At 65.5% G+C, this 11,670-nt stretch carries 10 protein-coding genes and 1 tRNA gene; 5 read left to right on the top strand and 6 right to left on the bottom strand.

Annotated features, from left to right (window positions below):
* The 3 genes from EOA28_RS10880 to EOA28_RS10870 all read right to left on the bottom strand — a co-directional run.
* The coding region (locus EOA28_RS10880; protein WP_128314886.1) for a hypothetical protein at positions 1-378 on the bottom strand (378 nt) is incomplete at its 3' end.
* 202 nt (positions 379-580) lie between these two features.
* Positions 581-772, bottom strand: a complete 192-nt coding sequence (locus tag EOA28_RS10875; RefSeq protein WP_127250451.1) for a hypothetical protein — start codon at positions 770-772, stop codon at positions 581-583.
* 591 nt (positions 773-1,363) lie between these two features.
* Positions 1,364-1,438, bottom strand: a tRNA-Gly gene (locus EOA28_RS10870).
* Positions 1,439-1,716: 278 nt separating this feature from the next.
* Here EOA28_RS10870 and EOA28_RS10865 point away from each other — a divergent pair.
* The 4 genes from EOA28_RS10865 (at position 1,717) to EOA28_RS10850 (ending at position 4,723) form a co-directional block, all read left to right on the top strand.
* The gene (locus tag EOA28_RS10865; protein ID WP_127250486.1) at positions 1,717-2,217 is read left to right on the top strand and encodes a prolyl-tRNA synthetase associated domain-containing protein; all 501 of its coding nucleotides are present in this window, start codon (positions 1,717-1,719) and stop codon (positions 2,215-2,217) included.
* 84 nt (positions 2,218-2,301) lie between these two features.
* The gene (gene trxA, locus EOA28_RS10860; RefSeq protein ID WP_127250488.1) at positions 2,302-3,294 is read left to right on the top strand and encodes a thioredoxin; all 993 of its coding nucleotides are present in this window, start codon (positions 2,302-2,304) and stop codon (positions 3,292-3,294) included.
* Positions 3,295-3,629: 335 nt separating this feature from the next.
* Positions 3,630-4,301, top strand: coding sequence for an LON peptidase substrate-binding domain-containing protein (locus EOA28_RS10855; protein WP_127250489.1), 672 nt, complete (start codon positions 3,630-3,632; stop codon positions 4,299-4,301).
* Between the two features lie 173 nt (positions 4,302-4,474).
* Positions 4,475-4,723: a Trm112 family protein gene (locus tag EOA28_RS10850; protein ID WP_127250491.1), complete on the top strand. Its 249-nt coding sequence runs from the start codon at positions 4,475-4,477 to the stop codon at positions 4,721-4,723.
* Between the two features lie 259 nt (positions 4,724-4,982).
* Here the strand turns inward: EOA28_RS10850 and EOA28_RS10840 are convergent, their stop codons facing one another.
* Genes EOA28_RS10840 through EOA28_RS40150 form a run of 3 tightly spaced genes read right to left on the bottom strand, consistent with a single transcriptional unit; the run spans position 4,983 to position 10,733 of the window.
* Positions 4,983-8,315 (bottom strand): error-prone DNA polymerase, encoded by a 3,333-nt coding sequence (locus tag EOA28_RS10840; protein WP_127250493.1) that lies wholly within the window; start codon positions 8,313-8,315, stop codon positions 4,983-4,985.
* Positions 8,312-9,802, bottom strand: coding sequence for a DUF6504 family protein (locus EOA28_RS10835; protein ID WP_127250495.1), 1,491 nt, complete (start codon positions 9,800-9,802; stop codon positions 8,312-8,314). The genes EOA28_RS10840 and EOA28_RS10835 overlap by 4 nt, the downstream gene beginning before the upstream one ends.
* Positions 9,744-10,733 carry a hypothetical protein gene (locus EOA28_RS40150; RefSeq protein WP_127250497.1) on the bottom strand — a complete coding sequence of 330 codons (990 nt, stop codon included), beginning with the start codon at positions 10,731-10,733 and terminating at the stop codon, positions 9,744-9,746. The genes EOA28_RS10835 and EOA28_RS40150 overlap by 59 nt, the downstream gene beginning before the upstream one ends.
* Positions 10,734-10,916: 183 nt before the next feature.
* Between EOA28_RS40150 and EOA28_RS10825 the strand changes: the two genes are divergently transcribed.
* A complete protein-coding gene (locus EOA28_RS10825; RefSeq protein WP_042645389.1) occupies positions 10,917-11,354 on the top strand; it encodes a metallopeptidase family protein in 438 nt (145 codons plus the stop codon).
* Positions 11,355-11,670: the final 316 nt, after the last annotated feature.

Genomic DNA, 11,670 nt, shown 5'->3' with positions numbered 1-11,670 from the left:
ATAGTAGCCGCCATCGCCGCCGCTGCCGATATAGGTCCCTTGGCCGGAGGCATTCTGAAGCCGCTGATCCAACTGGTTGATCTGCCCGATCGCCGACCGGCCTCGGGTGGGCTGGATGGCGTCCGCCTGCCGCATCAGGTCGCGGGCTTGGTCCTGTGTGATCTTGCCGGCCTGCCTGGCCTCGCGGATACCTTGTTTCACGCCAAGCAGCTGCTGCGTCGCAACTCTCGCTTCCGGGTCCACCGGCACCGATGCCGTGGTTGTGGTGTCGACCGCCGCTCTATGATGGCGGTGCACGGCATAGGCGCTCGAAAGCGGTATGGCCGCGAAGATCGAGGCGGCCGCAATGATCTTTGAGATGAAAGAACGTGATGACATCTCCTCGGGATGGAGGAAGCGGTAAACCCGCTTTCCAAAACGGGCCGTCCAGTCGCGTCGTGTGGCGGTGCAGGCCACTCACCGCCGGCGGTTCTCGGCCCCCGAAGGAGATATGGAAGCCGGCACAACGTTGAAATGCGTTGGCACGCAAATGTTATCCGATGTGATCTGGGGTTGAATCGCGGCGCTGCAGACCGCGTCCTCAGGCGACGCTGGCGAAGGGACCCGGCGAATCGACAACCGGCCCGCCCGCATTGGCCTGGTCGGCCAGATCCTCGGCTTCGCCACGCGTCAGTCCGATCAGCACCCGGCCGTCCATCTCCGCCGGGAGGTCGAGAGCCAGATCATGGACAAGCCAGTCGTCACACGGATCCTGCATCGCTGCGAACCTCATCGGCGCTCCCTCGGTCGGCGCATCTAAATCTCCGACGAGTCCGATTGTTCCGGATTGGAACGGCAGAATACCGATAAATGGCTGCAATACCGACGAAGAGGCTGCGGCGCCGATTGATCCGCCTGTCCGGCAAGCCGCTCCGCCTCCTCGCGGCTCAGGCCGAGCAACAATATGTCCCCGACCTGCGCCGGATAACCCGAAAGCAGGTCATATACCATCCATTGGCCGCACGGATCCGGTAAGGCTGTGAACCTCATGGCCGACGTTCTTTGATCTAGTATGCCCCAACGCAACGACTCGCGGGAACTGCGCCCGCGAAACTGCCCGGCCGGATTTAGTTCCGGCACTTTCACTCAACATATAGTTGTCAGGCGCCTGGCAAAAGAGGCTCTACAGTCCCTTCGACATGCGACCCAAGTCTGATGGGTCGCGGCACTTCCTGGATGACCCGCGCCAACTGCCGGCGGCAGATGTCGTCACTTCCCCGGCAATCCGGGAAGCTCCGAAGATCAAGAAGATCAAATGGTCCAGACGCGAAAAAGCCGCGGAAAACCGCGGCTTTTCGTTTGCTTGATCCTCGGTGGAGGAAACTGGAGCGGGTGAGGCGATTCGAACGCCCGACCCCAACCTTGGCAAGGTTGTGCTCTACCCCTGAGCTACACCCGCTCGCGCGGCCTCGGCCGCAAGCCGCGCCTATATGGCCGAAGAGCGCGGCGATTGCAACAGGGAAATGACGGTCTTTTTGGAGTGAATTTCTTCGTGCGGCGAGATCCGCTTCGAAAGCGCCGAAGCTGCGTGGAACGGGGCGATCGCCAATCCGCGCTCAAAGCTTCCACGCGCCTTTCCCGGAAGTGCTCCTTTCCCGGAATTGCTTCGGCGGCCTTGCCCCGACGGCATTGTTGGCCGTAAACGGCGTGACCGCTCTTTTGACTGCGCGAGGACCGATGCCGAAGACCGAAGCCGAGCTCAACGAATTTCTCGCCGATCTCGGCATCTCCGTCTCGACGGTCAGGCACCCGCCGCTGTTCACCGTCGCCGATTCGCAAGGGTTGCGCGGCGAGATTCCCGGCGGCCACACCAAGAACCTGTTTCTCAAGGACAAGAAGGACAATTATTTCCTTGTCACCGTCGGCGAGGAAGCCGTCGTCGACCTGAAGCAGATCCATCACCTGATCGGCGCCGCCAGCCGGGTCTCGTTCGGCAAGCCCGAGATGCTGGTGGAGCTGCTCGGCGTCATGCCCGGCGCGGTCACGGTTTTCGGCCTGATCAACGACAGGGAGGGGAAGGTCAAGGTGGTGCTCGACCAGGAATTGATGAGCCACGACGTCATCAACGGCCACCCGCTGACCAATGAGGCGACGACCTCGATCGCCGCCGCCGATCTGATCAGATTCGTCGAGGCAACCGGCCACGATCCTGTTATCCTGAAAGTCTCACAATCTTGAAAGTCAGGGCTTGATCGCCACATGGAAGGCGGTTCCAAAATCCGACAATGACGCGCCTGAAAGCGCGACCGAAAGGGCGACACGATGAGCGACAACAATCCGTATAGCGGCGCGTTCGGCGGCAATGGCGGCCAGTACGCCCAGACGGTGCAATATGGTGGCGGCGACCGCCCCAAGGTTTCGCTGGGCGAGACGCCGGCGGCGGCCGACCTGATCAAGGACACCACCACCGCCACTTTCGCCGCCGACGTCATCCAGGAATCGCGGCGCCAGCCGGTGCTGGTCGACTTCTGGGCGCCGTGGTGCGGGCCGTGCAAGCAGCTGACGCCGCAGCTGGAAAAGGCGGTGCAGGCAGCCGGCGGCAAGGTCAAGCTGGTCAAGATGAACATCGACGACCACCCCTCGATCGCCGGCCAGCTCGGCATCCAGTCGATCCCCGCGGTCATCGCCTTCAAGGACGGCCAGCCGGTCGACGGCTTCATGGGCGCCATTCCCGAAAGCCAGATCAACCAATTCATCCAGAAGGTTGACGGTAAGGGCGGTGGCGCGCCGCAGATCGCCGACGCGCTGGCCGCTGCCGCCGAGGCGCGCACGGCCGGCGACGTGCAGACCGCGGCCGACATTTATGATGCGATCCTCGAGCAGGCGCCGGAGACGCTGGAGGCGATCGCCGGCTTGGGCGAAATCCTGTTCGATGCCGGCGACGCGGAAGGCGCCGAGGCGGTTCTGGCCCGGGCGCCTGAGGACAAGAAGGACGCGCCGGCGCTGGCGGCGCTGCGCGCCAAGATGACGCTGGCGGCCGAAGCGGCAGCGCTCGGCAATCCGGCCGAATTCGAGCGCCGGCTCGCCGCTAACCCAGCCGACCATCAGGCGCGCTTCGACCTGGCGATGATCCAGAACGCGCGCGGCGATCGCAATGCGGCCGCCGACAATCTGCTTTCGATCGTCAAGGCCGACCGCAGCTGGAACGACGACGGCGCCAGGGCGCAGCTGCTGAAGCTCTTTGAGGCCTGGGGAATGACCGACGAGGCGACGCTGGCGGCACGCCGCAAGCTGTCGTCGCTGCTGTTCTCGTAGAGCATTTCGGCGTTTCACAGAATCGCGAAACGCTCTAGGTATTTGTTCTGACGCAATTCCGGACGAAGGCGGCTCAAGCACTTGTCCCGGAATTGCGCTCAAAGCGCGTCGCGATCTTTCGGATTCGCTCCATGCGCTTTGGGTTTTGATTTTACGCATGTCTTTATCCCGTTCCCACTTTCGGGAGACATGCTTTGAAGTTTTTTGCCGGCTGTCGCGGCCGGCAGGCTTGAGCGGAGGAGTGCCAGCGCCAGATAAGGGCTGTGCCGATCAAGAGGGTGCGAGAGGAGATTGCAGGGTGATGCGCTTGCCGGCGTTGCTTCGGGAGGATCGCGGTGCGCGTTGGTAACGCACTCTACCGGCTGGCCAAGGATCTGCCGTCGGCAATCCCGGTGTTTCCGCTCGCCGGCGCGCTGCTGCTGCCCGGCGGCCGCATGCCGCTCAACATCTTCGAGCCGCGCTATCTGCAGATGATCGACCAGGCGATGGCCGGCTCGCGGCTGATCGGCATGATCCAGCCGAGCCTTGACGGCGCCTTGCGCGACGACGGCGAGCCGGAGCTGTGCAGCGTCGGTTGCGCCGGGCGCATCATCTCGCTGGCCGAGACGGGCGACGGCCGCTACCTGATCTCGCTGCAGGGCGTGTGCCGGTTCCGCATCGTGCAGGAGCTCGCGGCGAAGGCGCCGTTCCGGCAGTGCAAGATCATGCCGTTCCTGGCCGACCTCGAGGAGGACCCGGCCGCCGCCGAGATCGACCGGCCGGCGCTGCTCAAGGCGTTTCGCGCCTATCTGCAGGCCAATGACCTCGAGGCCGATTGGGAAAGCGTCAGCCGCGCCGAGAACGGCATGCTGGTCAACGCGCTGTCGATGATGGCGCCCTACGGGCCGGCCGAGAAACAGGCGCTCTTGGAAGCGCCGGACCTGAAGACGCGCGCCGAGACGCTGATCGCCATCACCGAGATGACGCTGGCGCGCGAGGATGACGAGTTTGGCTCAAGCCTGCAGTAAGTGTGCTGATATTCAGGTGAGGCCGGCCTGCGAACGGCGGCTTCCTGCGCTTCCGGTGCTCACGTACTTCAAGTACGCTCCGCTCCGGTTCTCGGAAACCACCATTCTCGACCCGGCCTGACCTGAATCTCAACACACTTAGGGTCGGGGGAATTGGACAATGGAAAAGTGCGATGCCAGCGGACGGACGTGACGGACGAAAAGCCGAGGTCGACCCGAAGCTTCTTGAATTGCTGGCCTGCCCGCTGACCAAGGGGCCGTTGACCTGGGATCCGGAGCGCAGCGAGCTGGTCTCGCGCGTGGCGAAGCTCGCCTATCCGGTGCGCGACGGCATCCCCATCATGCTGCCTTCGGAGGCGCGCACGATCTCGGCCGAGGACATGCTGGCGCCACCGCCGCCGCGGCTCAGCGGGCCTTCGTGAGCGGGCTCATAAGTGCACAGCGCGACGTAGGTTGGCGATCCTTCGCGCCCCCCTCTGGCCTGCCGGCCATCTCCCCCACGAGGGGGGAGATTGGCAGCTGCGGCGCCGGCTCACTCCTTCAGCCTTGGAGATTGGCGAAAGCCGGCGTGACGTCCAATCTCCCCCCTCGTGGGGGAGATGTCCGGCAGGACAGAGGGGGGCGCTGTCCCGCCGACATCAAAGTTGTGCATCGTGACGGCACGCGCAGTCCGACATCATCCTACTGAAAATTCCGTCCTTTCGGCATGACCTGTTGCGCGGCGCTCGACAGTGTGGCGACATCCTGGCGGACCGGCAGGTCACGGCTTGCGTCGGCCTTTGATCCAACCGGCCGTTCGGCGGGCTCGATGACCGGGCGATTGGCGGACTCCAGCAGCACGCTCAGCCAGGAGGTCAAATCCTCGATCCGGTCGGCGACGATGTGGATGACGTTCGATTCATGCTGCAGCTTGCCGGTGACGCGGATGAAGCGGGCGCCCATCACCACCGGGCGGAAGCGGTCGAAGACGCGCGGCCAGATGATGACGTTGGCGATCGATTTTTCGTCCTCCAGCGTGAGGAAGATGGCGTTGCCCTTGCCCGGCCGCTGGCGGACCAGCACGAGGCCGGCGACGGAGACGCGGCGGCCGTCGCGCACCGACGGCAGCTGGGCGTTGGGGGTGATGCCGGCGCGGGTGAGCCGCTCGCGCAGGAAGGCGACGGGATGCTCCTTCAGCGACAGGCCGAGCGAGCGGTAGTCATGCACGACATGCTCGCCGAGCGGCATTTTCGGCAGTTTCGTTTCCGGCTCCAGCTCGCGCAGGCGAAGCGAGGGCTGGTCGAACAGCGGCAGTTTTTCTGCTGCGCTCCTGCCGTCGAGGGCGCGGACTTCCCAGAGCGCGGCACGGCGGTCGAGGCCGATCGAGCGGAACGCGTCGGCCTCAGCCAGTCTTTCGATCTCGCCGACATCGAGGCCTGAGCGCAGCCAGACATCCCTGACCGATCGATAGCCGTTACCGCGCTGCGCGACGACGGCTTCCATGCGTTCCTTGGACAGGCCCTTGATCTGGTGGAAGCCGAGGCGGACGGCATGCGCCGTCTCGATGACGCCGCGCATCGAAGCGTGGCGCTCGAGGATGCGGGACGGATCGAAGGCGGTGGCCTCCAGGGTGCAGTCCCAAACGGAATGATTGATGTCGACCTCGCGTATTTCGACGCCATGGTCGCGCGCGTCGCGCACAAGCTGGGCGGGCTGATAAAAGCCCATCGGCTGCGCATTCAGGATCGCGGCGCAGAAGACGTCGGGAAAGAAGGTTTTGAACCAGCAGGAGGCATAGACCAGCAGCGCGAAGGAGGCGGCGTGGCTTTCGGGAAAGCCATATTCGCCAAAACCCTCGATCTGCTTGAAGCAGCGCTCGGCGAACTCCTTGTCGTAGCCATTGCCGACCATGCCGTCGATCATGCGCTGGCGGTAATTGCCGATCGTGCCGGTGCGCTTGAAGGTCGCCATGGCGCGGCGCAGCTCGTCGGCCTCGCCCGGCCTGAAGCCGCCGGCGACGATGGCGATCTTCATCGCCTGTTCCTGGAAAAGCGGCACGCCCAGCGTCTTGCCGAGGATCTTCTTAAGCTCCAGGCTGGGGTAATGGACCGCCTCCTTGCCCTGCCGCCGGCGCAGATAGGGGTGGACCATGTCCCCCTGGATCGGGCCGGGGCGCACGATCGCCACCTCGATGACGAGGTCGTAGAAGTTTTCCGGCTTGAGACGCGGCAGCATCGACATCTGCGCGCGCGACTCAATCTGGAAGACGCCGAGCGTGTCGGCCCTCTGGATCATGGCGTAGACGTCCTCGTGCTCCTCGGGAAGGGTGGCGAGCACGTAAGGCCGTCCAAACGGATCCCGCGCTTGCGGGTAATGATCGGTGAGCAAGGTGAAGGCGCGCTTCAGGCAGGTCAGCATGCCGAGCGCCAGCACGTCGACCTTGAGGATCTTCACCGCGTCGAGATCGTCCTTATCCCACTCGACCATCTTGCGCTCCTCCATCGCGGTCTTGACGATGGGCACGACCTCATCGAGCCGGTCGCGGGTGATGACGAAGCCGCCGACATGCTGGGAAAGGTGGCGGGGAAAACCCATGATCTCGTTGGCGCGCTCCAGCACCTGGCGCGACAGCGGATCGGTGCGGTCGAGTCCGCCGGCATTGGCTTCCCTTTCGCCGAGCTCGGAGGTCGACCAGCCCCAGATGGTGCTGGACAGCGCGCTGCGGACATCCTCGGACAGGCCCATGGCCTTGGCCACCTCGCGCAGGGCGGAACGGCCGCGATAGCTGATGACGGCGGCGGCAAGCGCCGTGCGCTTGGCGCTGTATTTGTCGTAAATGTAAGCGATGACCTCGTCGCGCCTTTCATGCTCGAAGTCGACGTCGATGTCGGGCGGCTCGTTGCGCTCCTCCGAGATGAAGCGCTCGAAGAGTGTGTCGATGCGCTCGGGGCCGACTTCGGTGATGCCGATGCAGAAGCAGATGATCGAATTGGCGGCCGAGCCGCGGCCCTGGCAGAGGATGTCCTTGCTGCGGGCGAATTTGACGATGTCGTGGACGGTCAGGAAGTAGCGCGCATAGTTCAGCCGCTCGATCAGCGCGAGCTCGCTGTCGATGCGTTTGAGCACATGCTCGGGAACGCCGGCCGGATAGCGCCTGACCGCCCCCTCCCGGGCCAGGCGTTCGAGCTCGGCCTGCGGTCCGAGGCCGGATTCGGTCGGTTCGTCCGGGTAGTTGTATTCGAGGTCGCTGAGCGAGAAGGTCAATTCGTCGGCAAAGCGCAGCGTTTCCGCCAGCGCTTCAGGGTGACGGCGGAAAAGGCGCGCCATCTCCAATGGCGGCTTCAGATGGCGCTCGGCATTGGCGGTCAGCTCCAGCCCGACCTCGCAAACCGGCGTGTTGAGGCGGATCGCGGTCAGCACATCCTGCAGCGGGCGGCGCTCGGCGGCATGGTAGAGCACGTCGTTGGTCGCCATCAGCGGGATACGCGCATGGTAGGCCATCGCCGCCGCCTGCTCGATGCGGAAGCGGTCATTGCCGCCATAATCCGGCGCCACGGCCAATCGGAGCGCCGCGCCGAAGCGATCGTTGAGCCGGCTAATAAATTCCAGATTGCCTTCCGCGCCGCCGGACAGATTGGGCAGGATCGCCAGCGACATCCGATCGCCCCATTCGAGCAGGTCGTCGAGCTTGAGCAGCGTCGCGCCCTTCTCGGTCTCGTCGCGCAGATTGGCTTGCGTCAGCATGCGGCACAGATGCCCCCAGCCCTGGCGGTCGCGGGGATAGGCGAGGATGTCCGGCGTACCGTCGCCGAACACCAGGCGGCAGCCGGGATGATAGGCCATCTTCTCCACCTTGGCCTGCTGCCAGGCGCGCACGACGCCGGCGACCGTGTTCCTGTCGGCAAGGCCGATCGACGAAAAACCGTAGAATTTCGCCGTGACCACCAGCTCCTCCGGCTTGGAGGCGCCGCGCAGGAAGGAGAAATTCGAGCTTATGCCGAACTCGGCATAGGGGATGGCGGTCAGCGCGTTCATGCGAACACCCCATGCATGTACCAGCGCGGCGGCGCGGCCTGGGGCGAGGTGCTGTAAAGACCCTGGCGGTAGAGCCAGTAGCGGCGCCCCTCGCTGTCCTCGATGCGGTAATAGTCGCGGGTCGGCGCCTCTTCCTCGCCGGGCAATTGCCGCCACCATTCGGCGGCGATGCGCTCCGGCCCCTCGGCGCGGGCGACGCGGTAAAGCGCGCGCCGCCAGCGGAAATTCATCGGCGGCCCCTCGGGGATCTCGGTCGCCGGCACCTCAATCGGCTCGGGCGAGCGGAACAGGCGCACCGGCCGCTCCGGCGGATAGATGGTCATCGGCGGGGCTGTTCGGGGCGGCGCCGCCCGCCCGGCCGCCGGCGGGGGCCTTTGCGGCGCTTCGGCGAAAGGCACGCTCTTGACGGCGCGCTCCGGCAGATGGCTCTCGACAACCACAGGCTTCAGCACGGCGGCCTCGCCGAGGCGGGCGCGGACGCGGTCGGCGAAGAGCGCGATGTCGGCGTCATCATCCTCCGCCTCGCCGGTGAGGTCGCCCTGAACCAAGTCGAAGGCGGCGACCGACAGCACGGAAAGCCGCACCAGGTCGAAGCCGAAGCCGGCGTCGATGCTCTGCTCCAGCGCGGTGAGCCGCTCATGGAACAGTCTTTGGATCAGCCGCGGCTCGCGCATCGGGCGCGAGGTGCCGACGGCGATGCGGCTGACGGCGCCGTCGACGCGAAAGAGAAACAGCGCCAGCGTCCTTGCGCCTTCGCCGCGCCGTTCGAGGTCGGTCTTCAGGGCGATCGCCAGCCGGCTTATGAGCCGCTCGATGTTGTCGGTGAGCATGACCGGCTCGGCAAGATGGCGCTCGACCGAGAGCGGCGCGACGGGAAGGCGCGGCGACACGGCCTCGTCGAGCCGGCCGAGCGCCTGGTCGAGGCGCAGAAGCAGAGTAGCGCCGAAGCGGCGGGCGAGCGGCGCGCGTGGTGCCGCCATCACCGCGCCGGCGGTGCGCAGGCCTACGCTTTCCAGGAGAGCGCGGGTCTCCGGCGCGATGCGCAACGCCGACAATGGCAGTGGCGCAAGCAGCGCCTCCTCCTCGCCGCCGGCCACGATGCGGTTGCCGTGGAAGCGCGCCGCCGCCCAGGCGGCGCCAGGGGTCGAGGCCAGGCCGGCGCGGACATCGAAACCCTGCTGGAAGAAGCGGGTGAGGATCTCGTCCTGCATGGCGCGCTCGCCGCCGAACAGATGCGTGCAGCCGGTGACGTCGAGGAACAGCCCGTACTCGGCGTCGATCGCCACCAGCGGCGTGTAGCGGTCGCACCAGTCGGCAAGGCCTTCGAGCAGGCGGCGGTCGGCCTCCGGGTCGGCCTCGACCACATCGATCGAGGGGTGCATGGCGCGGGCATCGGCAATGCCCATGCCGCGTTTCAGCTTCAGCGCCTCAGCCCGCTCGTCGAGGGCTGCGATGCGCTGGGTGTTGTTGTCGCGATGGCTGATCACCAGAGGCAGGTGCTGCGAGGGCCGGGAACGCCAGGACCGCCCCAGACGCTGGCGCAGGATCCGCTCCGCGCTGAGATGCGGGAACCACAGCGACAGGATTCTCTGTTCTTTCCGCAAAAGCGTGCTCATTTGGGTTCCACTCCAGTGTGAATTGTCCGGGCAGGGCCGTGCGGCTCTTGCCGATATCGACCTTGAAGGCAGGGCGGCCGATCGAGCCGGCGAGCGGTCCGGCGACCGTCTCGCGGTTCGCCGCCGGCGCCGCCGAGACGATGAGGCGCACCGGGGCGGCGGTTGGATCGGCCTCGCCGGCCTGGCGCAGCAACAGCAGCGGACGGCCGGCGTTCTGGGCGCGGGCGTGCAGCCGGCGCGTGGCGGTGAGGTCGAGAAGCCGCGGGCTGCCGCGTATTTCGAGGATGACCGCGGCGAAGGCCGTCATGCGGGCGGCCTCCTCGGCGATCCACAGCGCGTCGAGCAGTTTCGGCGCCTCGGAAAACAGCAGTTGTTCCGGCTCGATGCCGAACAGGGCATGAAGGCCCCTGGCATAGGGCAGGCCGGCCTCGTGAAAGATTTCCGACGTGCCGACCCAGAGGATCGGCAGGCCCTGCTTCTCCTTGAGGATCAGGCTTACGAGCGAGAGCGCGAAGCCGGCGACCGCGCCGGCATCGCGGGTCTCCAGCCCATGGATTTCGCTGAGCGCCGCCCTGGGCAGGCCGCCGCCAAGGGCGGTGTCGAGGCGGTCGATGCCGGTGCGCAGGAAGGCATCCGGCGAGGCCACCGCGAGGCCGCGCCGGACAAGCGTCATATCCGACTTGGCGGCATCCGCAGTGGCAGCAACTGGCGCCTGCAGGCGCTCGGGCAGCGTTCCCTCGATCTTCGCGATCTGGCGGCGCAGGGCAAAAACAGTGTCCCGCGCCACGGCGCTCATCGCCATGACGTTCACTTCCGGCAGAAATTGTTCCTGTTATGTTCTTATAGATTCCAGAGGGGCCCGGAAGAGTCAAGCAGAGTCAGAAGGAATTTATTCCTTCGCCTTTTACCCTGAAGGCGGACGGCCAGCCGGCTCATTTGCCTCCAAAGCCGCGAAAGCCTATATGCCGGGATCAAAGGACGTTTCATGGCCCGCATCTACAAGACCCGCACCTGGCACGATCAGCTCTCGCCGTCGATGGACGAGCTGGAGCTCATGGCGCTGGAGGCCTATGCCCATCTGCCGGACGAGTTCCGCCAGCTCACCGGCGAGATCGTCATCCAGATCGCCGAATTCCCGACCGACGAGATCATGGACGACCTGTCGCTGGAGACGCCCTTCGACCTGCTCGGCCTGTTCGAGGGACGCGGCATCGCCGAGCGCTGGAACCCGCAGACCGGCGAGGGTCCGAACCGCGTCACGCTCTACCGCCGCGCCATCCTCGATTACTGGGCCGAGAACGAGGAGACGCTGGGCGACATCGTCACCCACGTCCTGATCCACGAGATCGGCCACCATTTCGGCCTGTCGGACGACGACATGGAGCGGATCGAGGAAGCCGCCGAGCAGGCGGCGGCGGGGTAGTGCACCTCGTTCATCCTATGCACCTCGTCATCCTAGGGCGAAGCAAGGAGCGAAGCGACGCGCGTAGACCCTAGGATCCATGCCGTTCCATCAACACCAAGCTCGCGGTGTAGAACGGAACGCATACCCCCGACACCGCAAATATCCCCTACATTCTGACACGCTGCGCTTTTCGGCTCAGGTAACGGCATGGCAACTGTGTTCACGCGAATGCGGTTTTGTCGCGCATGATGGCGTTGAGGACGACCAGGAGCTTCCTTGCGACGGCGATGATGGCGAGTTTCTTGGACCCTGAGCGGGCAGCAAGTGCGGTATA

The sequence above is a fragment of the Mesorhizobium sp. M2A.F.Ca.ET.067.02.1.1 genome, assembly GCF_004023285.1.
Lineage (GTDB): Bacteria > Pseudomonadota > Alphaproteobacteria > Rhizobiales > Rhizobiaceae > Mesorhizobium.
The sequence above is the reverse complement of the archived record's forward strand: the minus strand, read 5'-3'. Positions and strand labels throughout refer to the sequence as shown.